The 25,969-nt window shown below is 44.7% G+C and carries 26 protein-coding genes; 8 read left to right on the plus strand and 18 right to left on the minus strand.

The genetic code is table 11. The features are described 5' to 3' along the window. Position 1: 1 nt before the first annotated feature. From BSI_RS03975 to BSI_RS03960, 4 genes are read right to left on the minus strand one after another with little or no spacing between them, the layout of a single operon-like run. Positions 2-1,483 (minus strand): Na+/H+ antiporter subunit D, encoded by a 1,482-nt coding sequence (locus tag BSI_RS03975; RefSeq protein WP_032732272.1) that lies wholly within the window; start codon positions 1,481-1,483, stop codon positions 2-4. Then, positions 1,476-1,817, minus strand: a complete 342-nt coding sequence (locus BSI_RS03970) for a Na(+)/H(+) antiporter subunit C (RefSeq protein ID WP_003220730.1) — start codon at positions 1,815-1,817, stop codon at positions 1,476-1,478. Before BSI_RS03970 ends, BSI_RS03975 begins: the two co-directional genes overlap by 8 nt. Beyond that, positions 1,817-2,248 carry a Na(+)/H(+) antiporter subunit B gene (locus BSI_RS03965; RefSeq protein WP_003241054.1) on the minus strand — a complete coding sequence of 144 codons (432 nt, stop codon included), beginning with the start codon at positions 2,246-2,248 and terminating at the stop codon, positions 1,817-1,819. The genes BSI_RS03970 and BSI_RS03965 overlap by 1 nt, the downstream gene beginning before the upstream one ends. Beyond that, a complete protein-coding gene (locus BSI_RS03960) occupies positions 2,241-4,646 on the minus strand; it encodes a Na+/H+ antiporter subunit A (protein WP_003241056.1) in 2,406 nt (801 codons plus the stop codon). Before BSI_RS03960 ends, BSI_RS03965 begins: the two co-directional genes overlap by 8 nt. A 231-nt stretch (positions 4,647-4,877) precedes the next feature. On the opposite strand from BSI_RS03960, the gene BSI_RS03955 reads away from it, so the two are divergent. Next, complete coding sequence (locus BSI_RS03955; protein WP_003241057.1) at positions 4,878-5,090, plus strand: hypothetical protein; 213 nt, start codon at positions 4,878-4,880, stop codon at positions 5,088-5,090. 37 nt (positions 5,091-5,127) lie between these two features. Here BSI_RS03955 and maeN read toward each other — a convergent pair whose 3' ends face one another. From maeN to malK, 7 genes are all read right to left on the minus strand, one after another. After that, the gene (maeN, locus tag BSI_RS03950) at positions 5,128-6,474 is read right to left on the minus strand and encodes a sodium/malate symporter MaeN (RefSeq protein WP_003241058.1); all 1,347 of its coding nucleotides are present in this window, start codon (positions 6,472-6,474) and stop codon (positions 5,128-5,130) included. 154 nt (positions 6,475-6,628) lie between these two features. Continuing rightward, positions 6,629-7,588: a guanosine ABC transporter permease NupQ gene (gene nupQ / locus BSI_RS03945; RefSeq protein WP_003241060.1), complete on the minus strand. Its 960-nt coding sequence runs from the start codon at positions 7,586-7,588 to the stop codon at positions 6,629-6,631. Continuing rightward, on the minus strand, positions 7,589-8,635 hold the full coding sequence (gene nupP / locus BSI_RS03940) for a guanosine ABC transporter permease NupP (RefSeq protein ID WP_003241062.1): 1,047 nt from the start codon (positions 8,633-8,635) through the stop codon (positions 7,589-7,591). Beyond that, positions 8,628-10,160: a guanosine ABC transporter ATP-binding protein NupO gene (nupO, locus tag BSI_RS03935; protein WP_003241064.1), complete on the minus strand. Its 1,533-nt coding sequence runs from the start codon at positions 10,158-10,160 to the stop codon at positions 8,628-8,630. Before nupO ends, nupP begins: the two co-directional genes overlap by 8 nt. Positions 10,161-10,235: 75 nt before the next feature. Then, a complete protein-coding gene (nupN, locus tag BSI_RS03930) occupies positions 10,236-11,315 on the minus strand; it encodes a guanosine ABC transporter substrate-binding protein NupN (protein ID WP_003241066.1) in 1,080 nt (359 codons plus the stop codon). Between the two features lie 474 nt (positions 11,316-11,789). After that, on the minus strand, positions 11,790-12,497 hold the full coding sequence (gene maeM / locus BSI_RS03925) for a two-component system response regulator MaeM (RefSeq protein WP_003241069.1): 708 nt from the start codon (positions 12,495-12,497) through the stop codon (positions 11,790-11,792). After that, on the minus strand, positions 12,490-14,091 hold the full coding sequence (gene malK, locus BSI_RS03920; protein ID WP_003241071.1) for a malate sensor histidine kinase MalK: 1,602 nt from the start codon (positions 14,089-14,091) through the stop codon (positions 12,490-12,492). Before malK ends, maeM begins: the two co-directional genes overlap by 8 nt. Positions 14,092-14,268: 177 nt before the next feature. Here malK and BSI_RS03915 point away from each other — a divergent pair, with 177 nt between their 5' ends. Next, positions 14,269-14,826 (plus strand): YufK family protein, encoded by a 558-nt coding sequence (locus BSI_RS03915; protein ID WP_003220744.1) that lies wholly within the window; start codon positions 14,269-14,271, stop codon positions 14,824-14,826. Positions 14,827-14,843: 17 nt separating this feature from the next. Here the strand turns inward: BSI_RS03915 and BSI_RS03910 are convergent, their stop codons facing one another. The 3 genes from BSI_RS03910 to BSI_RS03900 all read right to left on the minus strand — a co-directional run bounded on the left by BSI_RS03910 (position 14,844) and on the right by BSI_RS03900 (position 18,453). Then, entirely contained in the window at positions 14,844-15,257 is a 414-nt protein-coding gene (locus BSI_RS03910) for a thiol-disulfide oxidoreductase DCC family protein (RefSeq protein ID WP_003241074.1), read from the minus strand. 20 nt (positions 15,258-15,277) lie between these two features. Beyond that, the gene (locus tag BSI_RS03905; RefSeq protein ID WP_003241076.1) at positions 15,278-17,152 is read right to left on the minus strand and encodes a transglycosylase domain-containing protein; all 1,875 of its coding nucleotides are present in this window, start codon (positions 17,150-17,152) and stop codon (positions 15,278-15,280) included. 92 nt (positions 17,153-17,244) lie between these two features. Continuing rightward, positions 17,245-18,453 (minus strand): multidrug efflux MFS transporter, encoded by a 1,209-nt coding sequence (locus BSI_RS03900; RefSeq protein WP_332880198.1) that lies wholly within the window; start codon positions 18,451-18,453, stop codon positions 17,245-17,247. Here BSI_RS03900 and BSI_RS23155 point away from each other — a divergent pair. After that, entirely contained in the window at positions 18,356-18,559 is a 204-nt protein-coding gene (locus BSI_RS23155; RefSeq protein ID WP_003241080.1) for a hypothetical protein, read from the plus strand. The genes BSI_RS03900 and BSI_RS23155 overlap by 98 nt on opposite strands. 75 nt (positions 18,560-18,634) lie before the next feature. Further along, positions 18,635-19,252: a 3'-5' exonuclease KapD gene (gene kapD, locus BSI_RS03890; protein WP_003241081.1), complete on the plus strand. Its 618-nt coding sequence runs from the start codon at positions 18,635-18,637 to the stop codon at positions 19,250-19,252. Between the two features lie 27 nt (positions 19,253-19,279). Here the strand turns inward: kapD and kapB are convergent, their stop codons facing one another. From kapB to patB, 3 genes are all read right to left on the minus strand, one after another. Continuing rightward, positions 19,280-19,666: a kinase-associated lipoprotein KapB gene (gene kapB, locus BSI_RS03885; RefSeq protein ID WP_003241083.1), complete on the minus strand. Its 387-nt coding sequence runs from the start codon at positions 19,664-19,666 to the stop codon at positions 19,280-19,282. Between the two features lie 45 nt (positions 19,667-19,711). Further along, positions 19,712-20,998 carry a sporulation sensor histidine kinase KinB gene (kinB, locus tag BSI_RS03880; RefSeq protein WP_003241085.1) on the minus strand — a complete coding sequence of 429 codons (1,287 nt, stop codon included), beginning with the start codon at positions 20,996-20,998 and terminating at the stop codon, positions 19,712-19,714. Between the two features lie 126 nt (positions 20,999-21,124). After that, the gene (patB, locus tag BSI_RS03875) at positions 21,125-22,288 is read right to left on the minus strand and encodes a cystathionine beta-lyase PatB (protein WP_003241088.1); all 1,164 of its coding nucleotides are present in this window, start codon (positions 22,286-22,288) and stop codon (positions 21,125-21,127) included. A gap of 83 nt (positions 22,289-22,371) precedes the next feature. Between patB and BSI_RS03870 the strand changes: the two genes are divergently transcribed. Continuing rightward, positions 22,372-22,632: a YugE family protein gene (locus BSI_RS03870; protein ID WP_003241090.1), complete on the plus strand. Its 261-nt coding sequence runs from the start codon at positions 22,372-22,374 to the stop codon at positions 22,630-22,632. Between the two features lie 27 nt (positions 22,633-22,659). Here the strand turns inward: BSI_RS03870 and BSI_RS03865 are convergent, their stop codons facing one another. Then, a complete protein-coding gene (locus BSI_RS03865; protein ID WP_003241092.1) occupies positions 22,660-23,481 on the minus strand; it encodes an alpha/beta fold hydrolase in 822 nt (273 codons plus the stop codon). Between the two features lie 150 nt (positions 23,482-23,631). Here BSI_RS03865 and BSI_RS03860 point away from each other — a divergent pair, with 150 nt between their 5' ends. The 3 genes from BSI_RS03860 (at position 23,632) to yugI (ending at position 25,888) form a co-directional block, all read left to right on the plus strand. After that, positions 23,632-24,132: an Lrp/AsnC family transcriptional regulator gene (locus BSI_RS03860; RefSeq protein ID WP_003241094.1), complete on the plus strand. Its 501-nt coding sequence runs from the start codon at positions 23,632-23,634 to the stop codon at positions 24,130-24,132. After that, complete coding sequence (locus BSI_RS03855; RefSeq protein WP_003241096.1) at positions 24,133-25,293, plus strand: aminotransferase; 1,161 nt, start codon at positions 24,133-24,135, stop codon at positions 25,291-25,293. It abuts the gene before it with no gap. A 202-nt stretch (positions 25,294-25,495) separates the two neighbouring features. Further along, a complete protein-coding gene (gene yugI, locus BSI_RS03850) occupies positions 25,496-25,888 on the plus strand; it encodes a S1 domain-containing post-transcriptional regulator GSP13 (protein ID WP_003228864.1) in 393 nt (130 codons plus the stop codon). Positions 25,889-25,969 lie beyond the last annotated feature (81 nt).

The raw sequence follows: 25,969 nt of genomic DNA on the forward strand, positions 1-25,969 counted from the left end.
TCTACTCCTTCAAAACAGCTTCAATATATTTTTCCGGATTCAGCAGCGTCTCGGCCGCTTGATCAACGTAAGGGGACACCCATTCTGTGCCCAAACCGAAGAGCAGAGACAGTAAGAGAAAAATAGCTGCCGGATAAAGAAGTCCTTTAGCTGTTCTATAATTTGGTTTTGGTGTTTCTTTTTCTTCGCCCCAAAACGCATGTATAAAGATCCTCAGCACAGAGTATAGTACGAGCAGACTCGAAAGCAGAATCAGCATGGAAATCGTAAATTCACCTTCCGCGAAGCCGCCCTCCGCAATTTTAAATTTGCCGACAAATCCGCTGAGAGGCGGGATGCCCGCAAGAGAAATAGCTGAAATGAAAAACATCCATCCAAGAACAGGGTAGCGTTTGATCAGCCCGCCCATTTTATGCAGGCTCGCTGTTCCAGTCAGTGCGATCAGCGTGCCCGCCAGCATAAATAAAGCGCCTTTAATCAGCATATCGTGAATCAGGTAGTAAACTGCGCCTTGAATGGATGCAGGGGTATGAACTGCCACACCGAACAAAATCACGCCGACAGCGGTGATAATGTTGTAGATCACAATTTTCATGACATCCGCATAAGCGAGTGAACCGATAACACCGAAAATCACAGTCAGTGCCGCCAGCCAAATCATCAGCTGATGGGTAAAGGCTGTATCGTGAATAAAAATCAATGTGAAAACCCTCGTGATCGCATATAAACCGACTTTTGTCAGCAATGCGCCGAACAACGCGGAGATTGCCGCCGGAGGCGCGTAATAAGAGCCCGGAAGCCAAAAGTAGAGGGGGAAGATTCCGCCCTTCATACCGAATACAATCAGCAGCAGGACACCGATGACAGTAATCAGGCCTGTTTGCCCGGATTCACTGATTTTGGCGCTTAAGTCCGCCATGTTCAACGTACCGGTTACAGCGTATAAAAAGCCGACACCGATGACAAACATGGCCGACGACACGATATTAAACACAATATATTTAATGGACTCCCGCAGCTGAATTTTTGTGCCGCCTAATACAATCAGCATATAGGAAGCAATAAGCAGAAGCTCAAAAAATACGTACATATTAAATAAATCGCCTGTTAAAAACGCTCCGCTGACTCCTGCAAGCAAGAACTGCACGCCGGAGTAATAAAAGGAACGCTCCCGTTTTTCACCGACGGAACGGAAGGAATAAAGCCCAACCAATAAACCGATTACCGCTGTTGTGAGAACGAGCAGGCTGGCGAATTGGTCTGCGACGAGCACAATACCGTACGGCGCTTTCCAGCCGCCCAGACTGAGTGTCTGGATACCTTTTGTAAAGACAGTCTGTACGAGTATGCCGCTGATTACAATCCCGATTGCCGATGCCGCAGTGCTGAAGATTCGCATGAGCATCAGATTCTTCGTCATGAAAATCAGCAGAATGGCCGACAGGAGCGGGATCAGGATTGGCAAAATAACAAAATTATTCATGTTGATCATTTCCCCTCATTTGATCCATATCGTCCGATTTCAATTCCTGATAAGCCCTAAAGGCCATGACGAGGATGAATGATGTAACGCCAAATGAAATGACAATTGCCGTCAAAATCAGGGCTTGTGGAAGCGGATCGACAAATGATTTGGCATGCTCGCTCAAAATCGGAGCGGCGCCTTTCTTTAATCCTCCCATAGTCAAAAGCATTAAATGAACGCCATGGCTTAACAGTGCTGTCCCGATAATGACGCGGAGCAGGCTTTTAGACAGCAGCAAATACGTAGCTGCCATAAAAATAATACCGGCTAAAACAGCCATTAAGATTTCCATTATTCTTCCTCTCCAATCGTTTGAATAATGGTCATCGTAATGCCTACGACAACTAGATAAACGCCTAAATCAAATATCGTCGCCGTGGCAAGCTCCGTTTTCCCAAGGATCGGCAGCTGAAAATATCCGAATGTATGGGTTAAAAAAGGAGCTCCGAAGACAAAGGAGCCAACGCCGGTTAATACAGCGAGCAGAAGTCCGGCTCCCGCGACATAAATGAAATTAACCGGCAAAATCGAACGCACGGTTTTTAAATCATATGCCAGCAGCAATAGAACGATGGAAGAGGACGTGATCAGCCCGCCGACAAAGCCTCCTCCAGGCGCGTTATGCCCTGATAAAAATAAATAGAAAGAGAAAAGCAAAATGATAAAGGATACAAGCTTTGTCACGGTTTGAAGAATTAAGTCATTTGTTTTTTGTTCATTCACCGCTTTTCCCCTCCTCTTTTACTTTTGTTTTAATCATGCTGTAAATGCCAAGAGCGGCAATCGTCAGCACCGTTATTTCAAACATCGTATCAAAGCCCCTGAAATCAACGAGGATGACATTGACGACATTATCCCCTCCGCCGAGATCGTGGCTGTGTTTTGTGAAGAAGGATGCGATGCTGTCTTTTGTACGCTGGCTTGAAGATGCGATGCCGAGCAGAGTGACGATAATCCCGACGCCTAAAGAAATGATGAAATTCGTCATCCGGAATGTTCTCGTTTTCTTTTTCAGCCGCAGCTTCGGCAGATGGTAGAAACAAAGCAGAAACAGTGCGACAGAAATCGTTTCAATGACAAGCTGGGTCAATGCCAAGTCCGGCGCTCTGAAAATCACAAAAAACAATGCGAGCGTATAACCGACAACACCGAGTGAAATAATCGCCGTCAGTCTTGATCTGGCAAAAACAGTCGCCGCTGTGCCGCTGATCATGACAAGCGTCAGAATAATTTCGTATACGCCGATTTTAGCCATGCCTTCCGTTGTAAAGGAAAATCCGCCTTTGATGACAAAAGCTCCGCCCATCAGAATGATGAAACCAGCGAAGATGTACAGCAAATAATCCCTTAAAAAGCCGGTCATATATTGTTTGGTGACTCGGTAAGACCCTTTTTCCATCAGAGTCACAAGCTTGTCGTATAACCGATTGAGTGTGAGCTTCGAAGGAAATAGCTTATAGATTCCCTTCCACTTATTCATCGTCAAATATCCAATGGTGCCGATAACAATAATTCCTGCAGTCATCAGCACTTCCGTATTCAGCCCATGCCATTGCGAAATGTGAACATGGAATTTCTCATGGCTGTCCAGCAGTGTCGGATAGATCGAGTTCATCGCCGGCTCAATCAAGCTGTAGGACAGGATATTCGGGAAAAAGAAGAGACTGACAGCGAACGCGACCAGAATGACAGGAGATACGAGCATGCCAGCCGGCGCTTCGTGAGCCTGTTTTTCAAGCTGCTCAGGCTGGTAATTTCCCCTGAACGTTTTAAACAGCAATTTCATGCTGTAGATAAATGTAAATACGCTTCCGATCCAGGCGAGAACAGGAAATAAAGCGCCCCATGTCTGCACGTTGAACAGATCGAAATGTGTTACGCGAAGCATGCTTGTGAAAAACATTTCCTTACTCAAAAATCCGTTAAACGGCGGAAGTCCGGCCATTGAAAATGTCCCGATTAAGGAAATGGTAAATGTAATCGGCATAATCGCCATCAGGCCGCCGAGCTTCCGGATGTCCCGAGTGCCTGTTTCGTGATCGATAATCCCGACTGCCATGAACAAGCTTCCTTTAAAGGTAGCGTGGTTGATTAAATGGAAAATGGCAGCCATGGCGGCAACTGTATAATATTCTGTATGGCCGTAATGAAGAGCTGCGGCACTGACCCCAAGCATGGAGATGACCATACCGAGCTGGCTGACGGTTGAAAACGCCAAAATCGATTTTAAATCAGTTTGTTTCACGGCATGGAATGAACCCCATACCATCGTAAAGAGCCCAACGAGGGAAACGATCCAAAACCACTGAGCTGAAAAGGCGAAAATAGGACTGAATCTCGCAATTACATAAATGCCGGCTTTCACCATAGTAGCTGAATGGAGATATGCGCTGACAGGCGTTGGAGCTTCCATCGCATCAGGCAGCCAGATATAAAAAGGGAATTGCGCGGACTTTGTAAATGCCCCTAATAAAATGAGAATCATAGCTGGGATAAACAAGTCGTGTCCGGCAATTAATTGAACCTGATGAATCATCTCTCTAATACTGAAGGAATCTGTTATCAGATAAAGGAGAATAAATCCGCCGAGCATACACAGCCCGCCGCTGACCGTAATCAAAAGTGATTTGGCAGCGCCGTAGCGCGACTTTTCACGCTTATACCAATATCCGATCAGCAAGAAGGATGAAAGGCTTGTCAGTTCCCAAAACATATAGAGGACCATGACATTGTCTACAAGAACGACACCGAGCATCGCACCCATGAACATCAATAAATAGACATAAAAGGGCCCGAGCTGTTCTTTTTCTTTCGATAAATAAAAAATGCTGTAAAGAGTGACCAAAGAGCCGATGCCTGTGATCAGCAAGGCGAATAACAATCCGAGACCGTCTATATAAACGGTAAAGTTAATGCCAAGTGAAGGAATCCACTCCAATACCGACCGCAGTGTTTCTCCCGATTGTGTCATCCTGATCATTGGGAGAAAGTATATAAACAGCAAGACGGGCAGGATCAACACAAACCAGCCCGTGTGCACTCTTTTTGCGTATTTTGCCAAGAAGGGAATGATAATGGCAAATAAAAAAGGCGATAAAATAGCAAAATGTAAGAGCTGCAAAGATAAGACCTCCTTTTTCTCGTTCTCAATTAAAAAATGCGCTATGTATCAAATATACGGTCAAACGACCCAGTCCAAATTATATCGCACTTTTTTGGAAGCCGCCATGCTTCGAACTGCTGCAATAGGTTTTTATGAGTTCCTTTGACCTCAAAATAAGTCTAACAAAAATGATGTTATTTGTATATTTAAAATCAATCCTGATCAAGCTGAATGTAAGGAGCTGATCATGTGAAGAGCAAGGTTCTGATGTGCTCAGGTTTATTCTGCTCAGTATTCACAGGGGCATTCATTTTGAATCAATATGACGGACGCAGCAGTGCGGCTATTGATGAGTGGGAGCTGTATTTATTGGAGCACCACCTTTCAGCCAGAATGAGTGAAATGGAATCAAAGGATCTGCCGTTCGGTCCCCGAGAGTATATTCGAATTGTGAACAGATAAAAAAAGAGTTCCGCATATGACGGAACTCTTTTTCTGTTTATGAAGTGAAGAAACGAAGCAGAATTGTCGCGCAAATGACTGTACCTGCACCGCCGAGACGGGTGGAAATTTGGGCGAATGGCATAAGGCCCATTCTTCCTGACGCTGATAAAATCGCAACATCACCTGTTCCGCCTAGACCGCTGTGGCAGCAGGTAACAATGGCGGATTCAACCGGGTACATGTTCATCAGCTTGCCTACAAAATATCCAGAAGCAATCATCGCGACAACAACGGAAATACAAATGATGACAAACGGAATAGAAATCACAGACGCCACGTCATCCAATGGAATAAAGAGGATGCCGAGACCAACCATCAGCGGCCAAGTAAAGCTGGAAGAAATAAACTTATAAAGCTGGTAAGCGCCATCTTCCATTTTTTTCGGAAGAACATTCGCATACTTGACAGCCGCCGCTGAAATAATCATTAAGATCGCGCCCGGGATGAAGATGAATTTCTCCAATAACCCGCCGAAGATAAAGAATGTACACGCGAGCAGAACACCGGCTCCCATCAGTTTAAAATCAATTTTGGCTTCGGCTTCTTTTTGATTGAAAATCTCATTTGCTTTTTTAGATTTGACGAGACGGCCGTTTCCATTTAGGTCTGGACGTTTATCGCCAAGCTTTTTCATTAAGGCTGCACAGATGATAGCAAAAACGTTTCCGATAATAGCAGCAGGGACCAGCTGAGACACATACACATCAGCGGATGAACCGAGTATTTGTGAATAGGCGATCGAGAGCGGCAAAATTCCTTCGCCTATGCCCCCGGCAATAATCGGAACAACGACAAAGAAAAAGGAATCGTAGGCACTGTAGCCAAAAATAAATCCGACGAGTATGCCGGCCGCAACTGCTGCGATCGTTCCTGCAACCAGTGGAACAAACATTCTGATAAAACCCTGTATTAAAACAGTTCTGTTCATTCCGAGGATACTTCCCACAACAAGACAAGCGATATAGAAATAAAGGAAGTTAGATGTTTTCATCAGATTGGTTACAGCGTCTAAAGATGTTGAATTCAGCACATTGTAAAAGACTAAAAATGAAGGAACAAACAAAGATAAAATGGCAGGGCCGCCAATATCCTTCAATATCGGAATGCGCTGGCCAATGTCTCCAAGAAACACACCCAAAATCATAATGATGGCAAACCCGCCAAGCATATTTGCGGGCAGCTCATTGTAATAGGCTGCAAGAATAATAATAATAGCTAATACTGTGTATAATGGCAGAGGAATCACACCGATTTCCCAGGACCATATTTTTTGAAACAGGTTTTTCTCCTGTGTGACTTTTTGCTCAGGTGAAATTGTCCCCGTTTTTGGAATTGCTCCCATGTTATACACCCCCATGTATTGTTTGTTACAGTCTACAAGAAAGCGTTAACACTTCATATTTTTTTAAGTTAAAAAAGTGATAAACAACTAAATTAAGAGGGTCTTTTGGATTAGAAAAAATCCCCTGAGAAGCGTCTTCCCAAGGGAGAATGGTTTATCGTTTTCCTTTAATATAAGGCACACCATTGGCTTTTGGCGCATCAGCCCGCCCGATAAAGCCGGTTAAAGCGATAATCGTTAATACATAAGGCGCCATCAGCATATACACATTTGGTATGTCTTTAAAAAGAGGGAGCAGTGAGCCGATAATGCTTAAGCTTTGGGCGAATCCGAAAAACAGGGCGGCGCCCAGTGCTCCAATCGGATGCCATTTTCCGAATACAAGCGCTGCCAGGGCGATAAAGCCTTGCCCGGAGATGGTAGAGTGCGTGAAATCAAGCGCAATCGTGGAAGCATATACGCCGCCCCCGAGCCCGCCGAACAATCCGCTGATCATCACGCCGATGTAGCGCATTTTATATACGTTGATTCCCATCGTATCCGCCGCCATCGGATGCTCTCCGACAGAACGGATGCGAAGGCCAAACGGTGTTTTGAACAAGAGAAACCAAGAAATAAAGGCCAGTGCAATGGCGAGAATAGACGTATAATAGACATCCGAAAAGAAGATCTTTCCCAATACGGGAATGTCGCTCAAGCCGGGAATATTCGTTTTATAAAAAGGCTCAGGGATTTTATCTGTCTGCGCTTTGCCGTAGATCAGTTTTATGATAAATAAAGTTGCCCCAAGCGCCAGCATGTTAATGGCGACGCCGCTGACTGTCTGATCGGCGCGAAACGAAATCGCCGCTGCCGCGTGAATCAGTGAGAACAGCGCGCCTGCTGCCATCGCGGCAAGAAGCGAAAGCCAAGGCGCGGCGGCACCCAATTCCGGACCTAGAAATAAATTAAATAACACGCTGGTGAACGCCCCGATAATCATGAGGCCTTCAAGGCCGATATTCACAACACCTGATCTCTCAGAAAACACGCCGCCGAGAGCAGTTAAAATAAGCGGGGCCGCATAGACGAGTGTGGCTGGGACAATAATGGATAAAATCTGCACAAAGTCCACTTAGTTCGCCCCCTTTTTCTTCAATTTGTCCATGACAAAACGAATCGCGTAGCTTGAAGCCACAAACAGAATGATAATGGCAATCACAATATCGACGACCTCTGATGGAACGCCGGATTCAATCGGCATATTTAAAGCGCCGATTTTCAGGCCGCCAAGCAGGCATGCCGCCAGCACAACTCCGACAGCTGTGTTCCCCCCGAGAAGAGCGACAGCGATACCGTCAAAGCCTACGCCGGTAAATGCGCCTTTCACGGCTGCGTATTCGAATGTCCCAAGACCCTCCATGGCGCCGGCAAGCCCTGCAAAGGCACCTGAGATGAGCATGGAGGTCATGATATTCTTCCGTACGCTCATGCCCGCATATTGGGAAGCGTGCTGGTTGAATCCGACCGCCCGAAGTTCAAATCCCTTTGTTGTTTTGTTGATGATAAACCACATGACAACTGCTGCGAGAAGGGCGACGATGATCCCCCAATGCAGCCGTGAGTAATCGGTGATCTGTTCAAGAAACGGCGAGCGGAGGGAGGCGGATTCGTGAATTTTCTCCGTTTTATCCTGACGATCTGTCAAGACGTTTGAAATGATGTAATTGGTCATATGAAGCGCGATATAATTCATCATAATGGTGACAATGACCTCATGAACGTAGAAGCGCGCCTTCAAAACGCCGGGAATAAAACCCCATAATCCTCCGGCAGCTGCCGCTGTAATCAGTGCAAGCGGCATATGAATATAAGCCGGTCCGTCAAATGCCGTCCCGACCCAAACCGCTGCTGTCCAGCCAACGAGCAGCTGCCCCTCGACGCCGATATTAAAGAGCCCGGTTCGGAATGCAAAGGCAACAGCCAATCCGGATAAAATATAAGGCGTAATTTGCCGGATGGTTTCTCCGACATAATAGATTTCTCCGAATATCCCATTCCACAAAGCCGAATAGCCGCTGATCACACTGTATCCGCTCGCAAGCATAATCAGCGCGCCGGCCGCAAGACCGAGGATGATTGCAATGAGCGGCACGAGTAAATGAGAGAGTCGTTTAACCATTTGCTTTCCCCGCCTCCTTTTGCGTACTTCCTGCCATCAAGAGACCGAGCTCCTGCTCAGTTGTGTCCTGCGGATCGACGCTGGCTATAATGTGTCCTTCAAAAATAACGGCGATTCTGTCACTGAGATTCATAATTTCATCAAGCTCAAACGAGAGGAGAAGAACGGCTTTTCCGGCATCACGCTGCTCAATAAGCTTTTTATGGACAAATTCAATCGCTCCGACATCAAGACCGCGGGTCGGCTGGGCAGCGATTAATAAATCAGGGTTCCGGTCTATTTCCCGCCCGATAATCGCTTTTTGCTGGTTTCCGCCTGACAATGCCCGGGCGTGTGTATATTCATCCGGCGTTCTGACGTCGTACTCGCTGATCAGGCTGCGTGCTTTTTTATACATGTCGCCTTTATGTAACAAGCCAAATGCTGAATACGGCTTTTTGTAATAGCTTTGCAGCACCATATTTTCTCCGATTGGAAAATCGAGGACGAGACCGTGTTTATGGCGGTCCTGGGGAATATGCCCGATGCCGGATTCAGTGACTTTTCTGGGCGGCAGGTTTTGGATCTGTTTGCCATTTAAGGTGATTGTTCCTGAATCTGTTTTGCGGAGTCCTGTTATCGCTTCAATCAGCTCCGACTGCCCGTTTCCGTCGACACCGGCTATGCCGACGATTTCTCCAGCTTTAACAGAAAGTGACAAATTCCTGACTGCCTCTACTCCGCGGGTATCCTTTACGGTCATTCCGTCAATCGCAAGCACTTCCGCTCCCGGCTGAGCAGCCTTCTTTTCAGTTTTGAACGTGACTTCGCGGCCGACCATAAGACTGGCGAGCTCATCTTGGTTTGTATCACGGACATCAAGTGTTTTAATGCCTTTTCCTTTGCGGATAATGGTCACGCGGTCACAAACCTCCATAATCTCTTTCAGTTTATGGGTGATTAAGATGATTGATTTCCCTTCAATGACCAGATTCTTCATAATTTGCATCAGTTCTTTGATTTCATGAGGCGTCAATACAGCCGTCGGTTCGTCAAAAATCAGAATGTCAGCCCCGCGGTAGAGGGTTTTTAATATTTCTGCGCGCTGCTGCATGCCGACTGATATGTCAGCAATTTTTGCTTTAGGATTAATCTGAAGGCCGTATCGATCGGAAATGTCCTGCACCTCTTGGGCAGCCCGCTTCCGGTCAATTCTGCAAAACTTTTTTGGCTCTTTCCCGAGAATAATATTTTCAGCAACTGTAAAGGTGTCAACAAGCATAAAGTGCTGATGCACCATTCCGATTCCAAGGTCATTCGCTTTGTTTGGGCTGTTGATGTGCACCTTCTCGCCGCGCACCCGAATTTCACCCCGCTCCGGCTGATACAGCCCGAAAAGCACATTCATCAACGTTGATTTCCCCGCTCCGTTTTCACCGAGCAGCGCGTGTATTTCGCCTTTTTTGACCTGAAGATTGATATTGTCATTGGCGACGATACCTGGAAACTCCTTGCGGATATTGAGCATTTCAATGACATATTCCACTGATTTGACCGCTCCTTTATTCAATATAAAAGAAAAACAAGGGATAAGGGCTCGACCTCCTTATCCCTGCGATTCTTATTCAGCTTTGAAGGTTTTCAGCTCTTTCTCAGTTGCCGGCACTTCCAATCCGTCGATGATTTTTTTCTTCCATTTATCAACCGCTTTGATCACATCATCCGATAGATTTTGTTTAGATGGGGAAATGCCGACCCCGTCTTGATCAAGGCCGTAGGTGAGCGTCTCGCCGCCCGGAAACTTTCCTTCGCTTGCTTTTTTCGTTAAATCTTCAACCGCTGTATCTACTTTTTTGACCATGGAAGTGAGGGTGACGTTATCATCTGTTCCTTCTACCTGGCCTTCTGCGTATTGGTCTTTATCGACACCGATGACCCAGACATCGCGTTTCGGATCTTCTTTTTTCAGGTTTTTCGCTTCTGTAAAGACACCTGTGCCAGTGGCGCCTGCGGAGTGATAAATCACATCTACGCCTGATTTATACATGCTTTCAGCAGTGGCTTTGCCGACATCGGCTTTATCGAAACCGCCCGCATATTTTACTTGGACAACGGCTTTAGGGTTTACGGCCTGCACGCCGGCACGGAAGCCGACCTCGAATTTTTTGATTAACTCAGATTCCATGCCGCCTACAAATCCGATTTTTTGTGATTTGCTTGATAAGGCTGCGGCCACTCCGACGAGAAATGAGCCTTCCTGCTCTTTAAACGTAACACTTGCGACGTTGTCTTTATCGACAACAGCATCTATGATCGCAAAGTTCGTATTTTTGCGCTGGTCAGCAATTTCGCTGATTGAGTCCTCCATTAAGTAGCCGACGCCGTAAATCAAGTCGAAATTCTCACGTGCTAATTTATTTAAGTTTGTTGTGTAGTCAGCATCTGATTTTGATTGAAGGTAATCGTAACCGTTTTTGCCTTTTTCCAGCCCGTTCTCTTTCCCGAAGGCTTGAATGCCTTCCCAGGCTGATTGGTTGAAGGATTTGTCATCCACTCCGCCTACGTCAGTAACCATTGCCACACTGAATTTGTTTTTGTCAGTGTTTGTGCCGCTGCTTTTATCGCTGGTTCCGCATGCTCCTAAAATGGTGCCTGCTGCGATCACAAGTAACATCGCCAATCCGATTTTTCGTTTATTCAAGATATAACCCCCCAGAAAAATTTGGTTCAAAGCTGATCCGGTCAGTCATATGATGGGCTGTCCTGAACAATTTCTTAGAATAGATAAAATTTTCTGATAATAATAAATGGAATGCGCTGAGACAGTTCTGATCTTCCCTGAATAAGCGTGGTGTGAGTGTTTCCTTCGAAAGGCGGGGAAGAGAAGGATGCGGAAGGCATTCCGGGCGGAAAACCGTGACATCTTTTTCTGAAGTGAGACTTATGACTTAGTTTTTGGGATCAACTAACCAATCATAATTTATCATTTTACTTACAAGAAATAAATAGAATTCCGCATAATTTTTTAAAAAATATCTATTTTTAGAATTGTTTGATCAAAAGTGTAAAAAAGTCCTTTATTATTCTTGTATAACTTATCATCAATAGAATCAAGGACCTTGGCAAGAGATATGACAGAAAAAACCGCACTGCTCAGAGTGAACAGTGCGGTTTTTTATAGAAATTGCTTAATTGCGTTAAGGTTTCCTGTGTTGACGTTGTACTGAAACACAGGTCTTCCGATTGTTCCGTACGCCATTTCTACATTCAGAACCTGTATATCTTCAAGAAACTTTAAGTATTTTCGTATGGATACTTGAGAGATTTCTGTGTGCTTTGCCAGGTCTTCTGTCGTAAATGATTCATTTTCAAATGACTGGATACTGGACCAAATCAGCTTCAGCGTGCTTTTTGTCAGGCCTTTAGGAAGCTGCACTTTTTCTGTTGCTTCTTTCTTTTGAAAAAGCTCGGCGTCCAGTTCTTTTTGGCTCATGTTGCGATGGGTTGAATATACCTTTTGTTTTCGTCTGTAATCAGACAGGGCAGTTTGGAAACGTTCAAATTCAAACGGTTTGATTAAATAATCGACAGCTCCGTAACGAAGTGTTTTCTTGATAACGTCAAGCTCACTGGCCGCTGAGATGACAATGACGTCAACCGCTTCATTTTGGGCTCTCAGTTCCGTCAGCAGTTCAAGCCCGTTTTTACCCGGCATATAAATATCGAGCAAAATGAGGTCGATATGATGCTCTCCTAAAATATGCAGAGCGCTTTGAAAGGAAGAGGCGATGCCTTTCAGCTGAAAGCCTTCTATCTGGCTTAAGTATCGTTTATTTAATTCACCCACCATGGGGTCATCTTCAACTATTAGTACATTAATCATGATTTTCCTCCTTCGGTTCGTACGGGATGCGAAGACTGAATGTCGTTCCTTCATTCTCTTCGCTTGTGAGGATCATTTGGCCCTTTAAATTTTCGATGCTTTGCTGTGTAAAATAAAGGCCAAATCCTCGGTTTTTGCCCTTTGTTGAATAGCCTTGTTCAAATACTTTGGCTTGATCTTCTTCAGACATGCCTGCTCCTGTATCGGTAATTTCAATGTCTAGTATGCTGTTATGAAAACGCATGGACATGGTAATTTGTTTTTTCGGCATATTGGCAACGGCGTCCAAGGCATTGTTGATGAGATTTCCGATGATTGTAATAAGTTCATGAATGACTGAAGGATCTGCCGCGTTCGGGATGACACCGCTGCATTCAATATCAAGATTTGCGCCCTGCTCCCGTATGAAGCTTTGTTTTCCGAGCAGAAAACCAGCCAGCACGGAGCTTTTGACATCATTTATAATTTCGCTTGTTTCTGATTTTTGCTGAATCGCAATATCTTTAATATAATCTCCAAGATCGTCATACTCTTTCAGCTGGACGAGACCTAATATCACATGCAGTTTGTTCATAAATTCATGAGACTGCGCTCTCAGTGCGTTTGCATACATTTTAACACCGGAAAGCTGTTCAGCTAAATGTTTTACCTCGGTTTTGTCGCGGAATGTGGCAATCGCTCCGACGGTTTGTCCTTTCAGCTGGATGGGAACTTCATTAAATACAAGCTCTAATCCGTTAATGCGGACGTCTCTGTCTTGAAGAGGTTTCTTTGTCTCAATGACCTTTTTCAAGCGGCTTTTCGGCAAGATGTCATTTACATCCTGATCAACGGGATTTGTATTAATACCCATTTTCACGAATAGGCGCTTTGCTTCCGCATTGGCAAGTTTGATTTTGCCGTTTTCATCGACAGCAAGTATTCCTTCCTTCGTCGATTCCAGCATCGCGCTCCGTTCTTCAAGAAGAGTCGCAATTTCATAAGGTTCAAGTCCGTACATAATATTTTTCACCGTACGGGCGACGATAACAGCTCCCATCACACCAACGAAAATGCTGACGCAGATAATAAAGTAGAGCGGCCGTAAGCTGTGGCTGATCACTTCATCAATTTCATTTACAGTGATCCCGACCGCAACTGCACCGACCTGTTTTCCATTCTCGGCGTAGACAGGGACGAATGCTCTCTGTGATTTCCCGAGCGTGCCAGAGGCTGTGCTGATGTGGACATGTCCTTTTAGTACTTCGGCTTCATCACCGCCCATGAATTTTTTTCCGATTTTGCTTGGGTCAGGATGGGTTTTGCGAATGCCGTTCATATCCATGACAACGACAAATTCCGTGCCGGTGATTTTCTGAACCCGCTTTGTGTAGCTTTGCAGTTCCTTCTGGTTTTTTCCGCTCTCTAAAGCAGAGGCTGTGATCGGCGCTTCGGCTACCATTTCAGCGGTCTGCATCGCTGTGGCTTTTTCCTGATCTCTAATCCGTTTGGTGGTTTGGGCACCGACTGTAAAAAACGTAATGAGCAGTGCGATCAACACAACGATACAAACAAATATGGTGAGTCTGGTTTGCAGTTTCAATGTTTTTTTCATAGTAAACTTCCTTACGTTTTATGATTCCTGCGTACTACTTTACTCTCTAAAAGCTGCTTTGTGAAGATTTGGGATCGTAATTCGTAAAAAGGAGAAAAAATGGAATAATTTATCTTGTCAATGTGTTTTAAGTCCTCCATAATAAATGAGGTAGATTATAGAAAGGGACTTTTTTATATGAAAAATACTTATTTGACGGGATACTTTCCGCTGATTGCGATCCTGCTTTTTAGTTCGTCTTTATCCATTTCAACTTCACTTTATGCGTTGAAGATGCTGTCTTCATTTGGAATGTATGATGGAATGCTCGACTATTTTTCAGAGAAAGGGATCAGGCTTGCGTTATTTGCTGCCTTTGCACTTTTATACTTTATGGTTCTGTCCGCTCTGAAATTAATTGCGAATACCGTGACTGAGCTGTCATTGCTGTTTTTTGCTAACGATCCGGAAGGGAACAATCTGAAAAAAATCAGAATGGGTTCCATGATTTATTTAGGAGGCGGGATTTTATCCTTTGTGCTCTTGCAAAATGTCATCTGGATTGTGATTTGGTTTGCGGTCGTCACGCTCGCTTACTTTGTGTTTATCGTATACCGGATTTATTCAACGCTTTCTCTCATGTCATTAGTCGGATTCATTCTATTGGAACTGCTGTTTTGGTTTACCTTTGTTATCGGTATTCTGTTCATATTTATCAAGCTTTATAATAGCATAATGGCTAGCTTACCTGTGTAAGCTAGCCATTTTTTCGTTTACGGTAAAAATCTTTTTTTAATAGAAGGGGAGGGGAGCATACATTCATTTTTTTTGCCAAACCACTTATAGCGGTTTTTGGCAATGAAAGAATAGACCATATCTCTGACAGGCTTCGGCACTGCGAAAAACAGGACGAAGAGCCGCCATGGGCCCCGCAGATGCCTGAAAACCTTTATGGCTGCAGTTGACTTTGTGTAAACTCGGCCGTCTTCAATAAAGACAAAGCTGTCAAACTGATCAGTCGGGAGCCCGCTCTTTTTCAGCAGGCTCTGACCTGTTTCCGACTGCAGCGATGTAAAAGAAATCAATCCGTCCGGATCACGCTTAATGATAAATTGCACGGCGCCGTTGCATAAATTGCACACGCCGTCAAACAGCAAAACGCGATTTGGAATTTGTTCTGATTGCACGCCAGATCCCCTCCGATTCTTTAATAAGCCGTTTGCAGCGTTCCTTTCCAGATGGAAAGCTGAGGGCTGATGCTGTGAAGATACTCAACGCTGCTCGGTGTATCTTTTCCGACCCAAACACCCATTGTATACGTATCTGTCAGGCCGACGAACCACATATCGTGATAATCATTTGATGTTCCTGTTTTACCGCCGATGTAAGGCGCTTTAAAATATGCTTTTTTCCCTGTCCCGCTTTTCACAACGGAAGACATTAGTTTTTTCAGCTGCATGTTCGTGCGGACGCTGAATATTTGAGTCGACTTATCATTCCATTTATAAAGTGTTTTACCCTTTAAATCTGTCACCTTTGTAATCGCATGGCTCGGCGTATAGCTTCCGCTGTTGCCGAATGTCGTATATGCCTTTGTCATCTCAAGAGGCGTCATGCCGTTTGTAAATCCGCCAAGCGCCGCCGGGAGAAGATAGTCGCTGTCGACAAGTTTGGAAAAATGATATGGCTCAATATAACTGAATGCTCTTTGGATTCCCACACGGTCCAGCATTCTGATGGCCGGTGTATTATATGAATTTTTAAACGCTGTATCGAGCGTCACTGTGCCGTACGTGCGGTTATTGTAGTTTTGCGGACAGTAATCTCTGCTGCAAAACTTGCTGGCATCAATGGAGCTGCTTGCTGTCGCGCCGGTCTGTTCAATATAAGGGCCGTAATCAAGAAGCGGCTTAATGGATGAACCCGGCTGTCTGTATGCCTGGTAGGCGCGGTTAAAATCATATTTTTGATAGTTTTTCCCGCCGGATAGAGCGATGATTTGATGCGTCTGATGATTAATCACAGCCGCTCCGCCCTGTACGTCCGCATACGGGAGTTTGGAATTCATTTGTGCCACAACTTGATTTTGCATGTACGGATCAAGTGCGGTATAAATTTTTACGCCGTCTTTCATCAGAGTGCTGACTCTTGCGGACAGCTCGTTTTCGATCTTTTCTTTTTGTTTTCCTGACGCTTTTTGAAGACGTTTATCAAAGCCTTCTGATTCAGACACCAGCTGAGTGAATTCATCATTGACATAGGAAACATAGTCCGGATATTTATCTTCTCTTTTTTCAACATCCAGTTTGATTTTTTGTTTTACGGCTTTTTTCAGCTCTTTATCCGTAATGACACCGGCATTTTTTAACCCTTTAAGCAAACGTTCTTGACGGCTTTTCGTGTAGTCAAAATGCTTGAGAGGATCATATAATGTAGGGTTATTAGGTATAGCGCAAATAAAAGCCATTTCTCCCACTGTGAGAGATTTGAGCGGTTTGCTGAAATAGAATTCAGCCGCTGAACCGACGCCGTAAACGCCATTGTTGAAATAAATGGTATTTAAGTAAGCTTCAAGAATTTCATTTTTCGTATACTTTTTCTCTAGCTGATAAGAATACGCGAGCTCAGTCAGCTTGCGGCTGAAGGAGCGTTCGTGGCTTAAATACAAGTTTCTTGAAAGCTGCTGTGTGATGGTGCTGGCGCCCTGATCAATTTTTTTGTCTTTTACGTTAGAAGCAGTTGCCCGCACCATTCCCATAAAGTCAAAGCCTTTATGCTCGTAAAAATGTTTGTCCTCAGACGTTAAGAAAATCTGTTTGACTTCCTCGGGAATCTTGTCAAATGGAACGAGCACGCGGTTTTCGTGATCGCTGACGATTTCCGAAACAAGGGAGCCGTCCCTGTCATACATGTAGCTGTTCTGAACAAGGCTGATATCTTTCAGATTAATATTTTTATCAAGCACCTGATCCAGGGACTTCATTTGTTTTACTTCTTTTCCGGAAGCGATAACTGTAAATGCAAACAATGGGATTATGCAAAGGAGCAAAATCCATCCGATTATTTTTCGTAACATGGTCACTCTCTTTTCTCCTAAATTCTAGCCATATCGTACCATTCTTTTGAGTTTACGAGAAGGTTAAATTTAGAAGATTCCTTAGTTTTTTCTGAGAATCAGCTTGCTTTGGCATAAGAATCTTTCCGGAATTTCTGCATGATCCAAAGCAGGCAGGCGCCGGCGAAAAAGAGAAACGCTGTGACATAAAAGGCGGCCGAAATTGTAAAATGGCTCGATATGATTCCGCCGAGAAGAGGCCCAAGCACATTTCCTAAAAAGCGAAAGCTGACGTTGTAGCCGAGAACTTCTCCTTGGATGCTGCCAGGAGCCTGTACGCGGATCGCTGCCGTGATGCATGGCAGCAAGCCGCCCATCGCCATTCCAAATAAAAATCTGAAAACAAGGAGCACGCTGAGCGAGGACGCGAGCGCCTGCGGAATAAAAAAGATAGAGGCGGCGAGTAAAAGTCCGATTAAAATGCGGCGGTGGCCGTAGCGGTCGCCCAGGTCTCCCCATTTTCTAGCCAGCAGCAAACTTCCGAGTCCCGTTGCTGAAAATGCCATGCCGGAGAAAAAGGCAAGATTGACAGGTCCGTGCAGCTCATTTACATATAAAGCGAGCAGCGGCTGGATACTGAAATTTCCTGTTTGAATCAGCATGGTTAACAGCATCATGACCCAAAGCGCCGGCTGGTGAAAAATATAGGAGAGCACTTCTTTTCTCGAGTAAGACGTACGTTTGGCTGCCTTTTCTGCAAGAGGCTGTTCTTTGACACCGAATAACACGAGAAGAACAGATAAGAAAATCACAAAGGATGTGATAAAAAAGGTATACGTAAAGCCGAAACGATCAGCAAGCATGCCTCCCAAAAGCGGGCCGAACAAGCTCCCGGACACTTGCCCCATTTGCAGCGTGCCGAGGGTTTTACCGGCTGAGCTCTTCGGAGTCTGTGCCGAAATCATCGCAAGAGATGTCGGGATGAATCCGGTTACAAGCCCCATTGCCATACGCAGAAAAAACAATTGGTACACCGATGTAACAAAGCCCATGAATAAAATACTGAGGGCAATGCCCGTTCCGGTTGCCATGAGGATTTTCTTGTATCCGCGTTTGTCTCCGAACCGCCCCCAAAACGGGGATACCAAAAACGCCATGAGAAATGTAATGCCGAACACATAGCCGCTCCACCTTTGCACAAAGCCGTTTGAAAAAGTGCTGAGCGTCTCAATGTATAAGGAGAGAAAAGGAACGATCATCGTTGTGCTGGCTGATACAAAGAAATTCGCCAGCCACACAATGACAAAGTTTTTCTTACGGATAGAAATAACATCACCTTCTTATTATTTCGGGTTCCTTACTAATTATAAAGAAACGATTCACGATTTAAAAGAAACAAAGCGGCTGGGGAAATTCATTATTTTTAGAAAATGAAGAAAGGTCGAGAAGGGGAATTGATATACTATAAAGATAGCATTTTCTGATCGGAGGAAAGGCAGGTGTAAAAAGGTGACGACAAACAGCTTACTCATTATTGATTTCGAATTTACGATGCCTGATGGAAAGTACAGCCCGCAAAATTTCTTCCCGGAAATCATTGAAGCCGGAATTGTAAAGTCGGTTGATGATGAAGTAGTTGAGACGTTTTCGAGCTATATCAGACCGAAAAAATTCCCGAAGCTGACAAAACGCTGCAAATCGTTTTTAAAAATAACCCAAAAGCAGGTAGACGAGGGGATGAGGTTCGAGGATTTCATCCGCAAACTAAACGAGCTTGATCCTGAGAAGAACAGCACGATAATTACGTGGGGAAACATGGACATGAAAGTGCTGAAGCAAAACTGTATGTTTAACCATATTCCTTTCCCGTTTAAGGGGGAAATGAGAGATTTATCGCTTGAATACAAAAACTTTTTTGGAGACCGGACACTGACGGGTTTATGGAAAGCTGCCGAGGAGTATGGAGATACCGGAACCGGCACCCATCATAAAGCGCTTGATGACGCCCTCACAGCATATAAGCTTTTTAAGCTTGTTGAGCAGGATAAGCAGTATCTCGAAAAGCCAAAACCGCCGACAATCGGCGAAAGAATCGATTTATCCGAACTGTTTAAACGCGCAACTTAAAAAAACCCAATCTTTTGTCAGACTGGGTTATGGCCGGTTAAAATATTCTTTTTCTAAAACGTCCAGATTATTCAGGGAGCGCTTTGCCCACTCCGAACCATCCTCATTCAATTTGGCTCTCAGCTGTGCTGCCGCCTCTCGCAGAGACTCGGTATAATCCGGCACTTCGCCATCATAAGGCTTCACCATATGATGGGGGATATTGGTCTGTTCACCGTATGCGAGCGCTCTTCTCTCATGGAAAAACGGCACATCCGCCTGTTTTGGATGATGAAGGTCCCCTTGAGCGGGATGGGTGAGAACCGCTTTGACTTTCACTAAATAATGCTGCGGCCTGCAAGCAGTGATTTCTCCTATGTATACACCTGTTTTATAAAATCCTTTAACGATAGAGCCTGTCTCAAACGTGCTCATCTGTCATCACCTCGCATTTATTCTATTAAAGTTCCAATCGATTTGCTAGTGAGGAAGGTCGGCGGGAAGCTTAATCGTCACCGTGGTGCCTCTTTGGAAGCTGCTGTTAAACGAAATGGTCCCGTGATGATGCTCAATAATGGAAAAGGTCACGGTGAGCCCGAGTCCCGTTCCGTTCGTTTTTAATGAATAATAAGGTTCGCCGAGTTTTTGCATTTGATGGTCTGTCATGCCGACTCCATTATCTGAGATGTTAATCATGATCGTATGGCCGCTTCTTTTGGCTGATATGTGGATCATTCCCTTCCCGTGGGGAACTGCTTCAATGCTGTTTTTCATCAGGTTGATGACAGCCTGCTTCAGCTTTGTTGCGTCTCCGTATACTGAAAGGCCCGGCTCTGCTTCGGCCTCAACGGTTACAGACTTGTAATTAGCATACGACACCATAAGGGAGCTTGTCTCTTTGATAAGAGCTGATAAATCAAAAACCTCTTTTTCGTACAATTGCTGTTTGGCCATATCGAGATAGTTTGTAATAATGCCTTGCGCCCGGTCAAGCTCTGACAGTACAAGCTTTTTGTAATCTGTACTCGATTTGTTTTGAAGGGTTTCGTCATTAAAAAGCAGCTGGACAAACCCGCGGACAACTGTCAGCGGATTTCTGACTTCATGAGCGACGCTCGCTGCCAGTTCACTCACAATCGTCATTTTTTCTGAATGGATCAGCTGTGAACGCAGGGCGATATTTTCGGCGATGCTTTCAATAATATAGATGCTTAAAAGAAGAACGCTGGAGCGGAACAGCCCAGAGACAGCCGCCTCATAAAGTAAAATTCCTGATTTTTGAAAATTTAAAATATTCAAGGCGGAAAAAATCCAACTGGAGGCGAAAAATAAGAAGATCTCCAAGCAGCCGATCAATAAAGACAGCAGCAGTTTTCTCGCTTTGGACATGAATGGCCATTTTTTCTGAAATAATATTGGGATGATAGTAAGAAAAGGCAGCAAAGTGAAAACAAACATTGCGGAAGGTTCATAAAACAGCAGTTCAAAACATAAGACAGATGCGGCGACTGTAAGCCCGGAAGCAGTACTAACGTAAAATAAACAAATGATAACGGGAATCATCTGAAGGCCGTATTGTATGTAGTTCATTTCATGAATAGGGAATATAATGCATAAAATGGAGGCGCCGCAGGCGAATAACGTGACCAAACCGCTGTTTATTTTTGGCACAAGGATCGCCGGCTTTCCAAGCCAAAATACTTGGTAGAGAAGAATAGGAAACAAAATAAAGCAAATATGCAGGAGATAGTCTTTTAGAATTTCCATTCGTGTGAAATCCTTTCGTATAAAATATGAATCTATTATAACACTAAATATTAGAAGTAAAATATAAAATTCCTTTATAAAGAACGCCTTTACGAATGAAGACGTAAAGGCGTTTAACAGCTATATTTACGCTAATGCGGCTTTGATGCGGCGCAGGCCGTCCTGTAAGGTTGCGAGAGGGCATCCCGCGTTCAGGCGCATAAAGCCTTCTCCGCCAGGCCCGTATTTCGTCCCGGGCTCTAAAATAATTTTCCCCTTTTTCAGCATCCTTTGCTGAAGCTCCGCGTCGGACAAGCCGTAAGCGCTGAAGTCGAGCCAGAGCAGGTAAGATGCATCCGGCTTCATCATTTTGACTTTTGGGAGCTCGGTGCTCAAAAAGGCTTCAGCTTCGTTCATGTTTTTCTCAAGATAAGAGATCAATTCATCGAGCCACGGTCCGCCTTTTGAGTAAGCAGCTTCGATCGCCGTAACTGCAAATGCGTTCAGCCCGCCTAAACCATTGCGCTGTAGACTTGCGGAAAACTTGGCGCGCTTCAGCCGGTCCGGAATAATGATGGCCGACGCCTGCAATCCGGCGATATTAAATGTTTTGCTTGGCGCAGCACATGTCACGGATATCTCAGCGAAATCGTCAGAGAGAGAAGCAAACGGCGTGTGTTTGTTTCCGTACAGCATCAAGTCGGAATGGATTTCATCTGATACAACTGTAACGCCGTGCTCAAGGCACAATTCGCCGAGCTTCAGTAAATCCTCCCGGCTCCACGAACGCCCTGAAGGGTTTTGAGGATTGCATAAAATAAACATTTTAACGCTTGGATCACTGAGCTTCGCCCCCAAGTCCTCAAAATCCATTGCATATGTGCCATCTTTTTCTAGCAGCGGATTATGTAAAACGCGCCGGCCGTTTTTCTCAATCATATGGTAAAAAGGTGTATAAACAGGAGGCTGGACAACCACTTGGTCTTCAGGTTCCGTGAAAGCTTGTACCGCCATGCTCAAAGCTGTGACAACGCCCGGGCTGAATGTGATGCTTTCGGGGTTCACCTTCCAGCCGTGCCTGTTTTGCATCCATCCGCACACAGCATCCTTCGTTTTTTGATCTGGGTCCGTATAACCGAAAATCCCGTGGTCAAGGCGCTCTTTTAATGCTTCATTTATCGCTTCCGGCGCGCGGAAATCCATATCAGCCACCCACATCGGGAGTGCGTCTGTCACGCCGAATAATTCGCCTGTTTTGTCCCATTTGACCGATTGAGTACCTAGGCGTTCTTCTCGTTTATCAAAGTTCATTCTGTTACCCCCTCATGGTTTCTTCTTCTTAACGTAACTATGATAAAATAGAACTGCAAATCTTATTATAAGCGGTGATGATTATGGAAGAAAGTCAAGCGGTCAGGGAAATGATCAAGATCATTGCCAAATGGGACCCGTTTAAATATGGAGAAGAATTTTACGAAACGGAAGCTGTTGATGTCGTGCAGGCTGTCTATGATGAAGACGATCCCGACGTGTTGGCGAAAAGCATTCAGCATATATTTGAAGTTTCTTTTGAACAAACGCTGCCGATCGACAGCTGCCGGGAAGTGGCTGGCCAGCTTTTATTCATTAAAGACAGCAGCTCCTGCACGCCTTAAAAAACCGGTTCTACATCGGTTTTTTTGTTATTTAATAAACTCTGCAATATGTTCGGAAACGAATTCAGGCCGTTCCTCAGGCACCAGGTGTCCAGTCTGGCCAAGTGAGTACAGCACGGAATCAGGCAAATCTTCGTGCAGCCGTTTACCGATCTCCACAGGAACGATTCGGTCTTCCTCGCCCCAAATCAATAAAGCAGGCTTGTTCATTTTCTTTAATTGTTCGGGTTCTAAATCTCCTTCTCTATGGCGGATAAACCTTGTCATGGCTTTGAAAATCTGCCCGTCTTGAAACGGTCTGCCATAGCCGTCAATCATCTCTTCATCAATCAGCGATTTGTCATGCACAACATTTAATAAATTTTTCATCACGCCTTCTTTCGAGAGCCAGCGCTTGATATAAAGATGAAAATACGGGAGGTGGGTCCCGAAAGTGATTGTCGGGTGCGAACGTTTTAAATACCCTGAACTGCAAAGCAGCACAACCTTTGAAAAAAGCTCCGGCTTTTGCAGAACAGCAGACAGCGATATCTGTCCGCCCATAGAATGGCCGACAAGCGCAGCCTGTTTGACTTGCAAGTGTTCCAAAATCCCAATGACAAGCTTCGCGAGGTTTTGATAAGTATAGATAAATGTTTTCGATTTTTCGGATTGGCCGAAAGGAGGCAAATCAAGCGCAATGATGTCGTACTTGTCCCGGAGAAGTGGGATTATTTTTCTGAAGCTGAAAGCAGACGATAAAAAACCGTGTACGCAGACAAGCGTTTGCCTGCCCGGATTTTGATAATGTTCATAGTATACATTGACACCATCGACCGTAAGCCGCCTTATTGGTGAAACCCCCTCCATTCTGTGTCACTCCCTTTTATAAGATGTCTGTATTGTGCCCTTAAATTGACAATTCTAGCGGAAGTTTCTCCTTGTTTTTTTCTTAGCATTCGTCAAAAAACGTGATATAATGTCATGAAGATTTCTTGACATTGCAAAGGTGTGAATCGAATGAAATTGACAGAGAAAGAAACAGAAATATTAGAAATTTTAGACGAAAACAGCCGCGCCGATTTAGAAACAATTGCAAAGATGGCGGAGATCCCTGTAAATGAAGTAAAAACAATTATTGACAAACTGGAAAAAGAAAAGGTTATTATCGATTATTCCGCTATGATTGACTGGCGAAAAGTCGACGGGCATGAAGGCGTAACAGCCATGATTGACGTCAAAGTAACGCCGAAGCGGGGAGTCGGTTTTGATGAAGTGGCGGAACGGATATACCGGTTCCAGGAGGTTGAATCAGTTTACCTGATGTCAGGCGTGTACGATTTGTCTGTCGTGATTCGGGGCAATTCGATGTCTGACGTAGCGCGTTTTGTTTCAGATAAACTGTCCACACTTGATTCAGTTGTATCTACGACAACTCATTTTATCCTGAAAAAATACAAGCATGACGGCAAAGTGTTTGAAACAGGAGACGACGACAAAAGAATCGTGGTGTCCCCGTAAATGACTTCGTATTTATCTGACTATGTACAACAAATAAAGCCGTCCGGCATCCGCAAATTCTTTGATTTGGCGGCAACGATGGAAGGCGTCATTTCTTTAGGCGTCGGCGAACCTGATTTTGTTACCGCATGGAATGTCCGTGAAGCAAGCATTCTCTCGCTTGAACAAGGCTATACATCATACACAGCCAATGCCGGTTTATACTCACTGCGTGAGGAAATCAGCCGTTATTTGAGCAGCAGGTTTGACCTTCGCTACTCGCCAGACAATGAGCTGATTGTGACAGTAGGGGCAAGTCAGGCTTTGGATATTGCAATTCGCGCTATTGTGAATCCAGGTGAGGAAGTCATCATTCCTGAGCCGTGTTTTGTGGCGTACGATGCGCTTGTTTCTTTGGCGGGCGGCATTCCGGTTCATGTCCACACAACGGCAGACAAAGGATTTAAAGCAACGGCTGCGGATTTTGAAGCGGCAGTCACTGAAAAAACGAAAGCCATTCTTATCTGCTCGCCATCGAATCCGACAGGTTCGGTTTATTCGAAGGAAGAGCTGAATGAAATTGCTGAGTTTGCCAAAAAACATGATGTAATCGTCTTGGCTGACGAAATCTACGCTGAGCTGACATATGATGAGGAATTTACAAGCATAGCGGCATTACCGGGAATGAAGGAACGGACGGTTGTCATCTCAGGCTTTTCAAAAGCGTTTGCGATGACGGGCTGGAGACTCGGCTTTGCCGCAGCACCATCCGTTCTTCGGGATGCAATGCTTAAAATTCACCAGTATGCGATGATGTGCGCGCCGGCAATGGCGCAGTTTGCCGCTTTGGAAGGTCTGAAGAACGGCATGGAAGATGTAGAAAAAATGAAAAAAAGCTACCGAAGAAGACGGAATTTGTTTGTAGAAACGCTCAATGAAATCGGCCTTAGCTGTCATCATCCAGGCGGCGCTTTCTATGCTTTTCCATCGATCAAAAGCACGGGAATGAGTTCGGAGCAGTTTGCCGAGGAGCTTCTGACGCAGGAAAAAGTGGCTGTTGTTCCGGGAAGTGTGTTTGGTCCGAGCGGTGAAGGTTATATCCGCTGTTCATACGCAACCTCGATCGAGCAGCTTCAAGAAGCATTAGTCAGAATAAAACGCTTCCTGCACAAAACAACATAAAAAAAGATACGAACCTTTTGTTCGCATCCAATAAAAGGGGGGAATACTAGAAAGCCTTTGGTATTTTCAGTTTACCCCCTTTTTGCTGTGCATAAACCTGATTTTTTATAAAAAAAGTTTTCTTTGCGGAAATAAGACATGTGTGATATAATTTTAAATTGCGTATAAACAGATATTTAATTTAACTTAGGAGTTGTTATGAATGGCAGCAAAATTTGAAGTGGGCAGTGTTTACACTGGTAAAGTTACAGGATTACAAGCGTATGGTGCGTTTGTTGCATTAGATGAAGAAACTCAAGGTTTAGTACACATTTCTGAAGTGACTCACGGTTTCGTAAAAGATATCAACGAGCACCTTTCAGTTGGCGACGAAGTACAAGTAAAAGTACTTGCTGTTGATGAAGAAAAAGGAAAAATCAGCCTTTCAATTCGTGCGACACAAGCTGCGCCTGAGAAAAAAGAAAGCAAACCAAGAAAACCTAAAGCTGCGCAAGTAAGCGAAGAAGCTTCTACACCACAAGGTTTCAACACATTAAAAGATAAGCTTGAAGAGTGGATCGAAATGTCCAACCGCAAAGATCTTATCAAAAAATAAGCATGAAAAAAGCACCGGACAGGGGACTGACCCCCGTTTTTGAGACAGGGGTCAAAACACTTTTTAAACAGCCAATTGCCG

The organism is Bacillus inaquosorum KCTC 13429 (assembly GCF_000332645.1).
Lineage (GTDB): Bacteria > Bacillota > Bacilli > Bacillales > Bacillaceae > Bacillus > Bacillus inaquosorum.

Excerpts from the sequence above, each read along its gene's own strand:
- BSI_RS03975 (WP_032732272.1), bottom strand. The coding sequence starts at position 1,483 with ATGAATAATTTTGTTATTTTGCCAATCCTGATCCCGCTCCTGTCGGCC.
- BSI_RS03970 (WP_003220730.1), bottom strand. The coding sequence starts at position 1,817 with ATGGAAATCTTAATGGCTGTTTTAGCCGGTATTATTTTTATGGCAGCT.
- maeN (WP_003241058.1), bottom strand. The coding sequence starts at position 6,474 with ATGGGAGCAATTCCAAAAACGGGGACAATTTCACCTGAGCAAAAAGTC.
- nupP (WP_003241062.1), bottom strand. The coding sequence starts at position 8,635 with ATGGTTAAACGACTCTCTCATTTACTCGTGCCGCTCATTGCAATCATC.
- maeM (WP_003241069.1), bottom strand. The coding sequence starts at position 12,497 with ATGATTAATGTACTAATAGTTGAAGATGACCCCATGGTGGGTGAATTA.
- malK (WP_003241071.1), bottom strand. The coding sequence starts at position 14,091 with ATGAAAAAAACATTGAAACTGCAAACCAGACTCACCATATTTGTTTGT.
- BSI_RS03915 (WP_003220744.1), top strand. The coding sequence starts at position 14,269 with ATGAAAAATACTTATTTGACGGGATACTTTCCGCTGATTGCGATCCTG.
- BSI_RS23155 (WP_003241080.1), top strand. The coding sequence starts at position 18,356 with ATGTATAAGGAGAGAAAAGGAACGATCATCGTTGTGCTGGCTGATACA.
- kapB (WP_003241083.1), bottom strand. The coding sequence starts at position 19,666 with ATGAGCACGTTTGAGACAGGCTCTATCGTTAAAGGATTTTATAAAACA.
- kinB (WP_003241085.1), bottom strand. The coding sequence starts at position 20,998 with ATGGAAATTCTAAAAGACTATCTCCTGCATATTTGCTTTATTTTGTTT.
- patB (WP_003241088.1), bottom strand. The coding sequence starts at position 22,288 with ATGAACTTTGATAAACGAGAAGAACGCCTAGGTACTCAATCGGTCAAA.
- BSI_RS03870 (WP_003241090.1), top strand. The coding sequence starts at position 22,372 with ATGGAAGAAAGTCAAGCGGTCAGGGAAATGATCAAGATCATTGCCAAA.
- BSI_RS03865 (WP_003241092.1), bottom strand. The coding sequence starts at position 23,481 with ATGGAGGGGGTTTCACCAATAAGGCGGCTTACGGTCGATGGTGTCAAT.
- BSI_RS03860 (WP_003241094.1), top strand. The coding sequence starts at position 23,632 with ATGAAATTGACAGAGAAAGAAACAGAAATATTAGAAATTTTAGACGAA.
- BSI_RS03855 (WP_003241096.1), top strand. The coding sequence starts at position 24,133 with ATGACTTCGTATTTATCTGACTATGTACAACAAATAAAGCCGTCCGGC.
- yugI (WP_003228864.1), top strand. The coding sequence starts at position 25,496 with ATGGCAGCAAAATTTGAAGTGGGCAGTGTTTACACTGGTAAAGTTACA.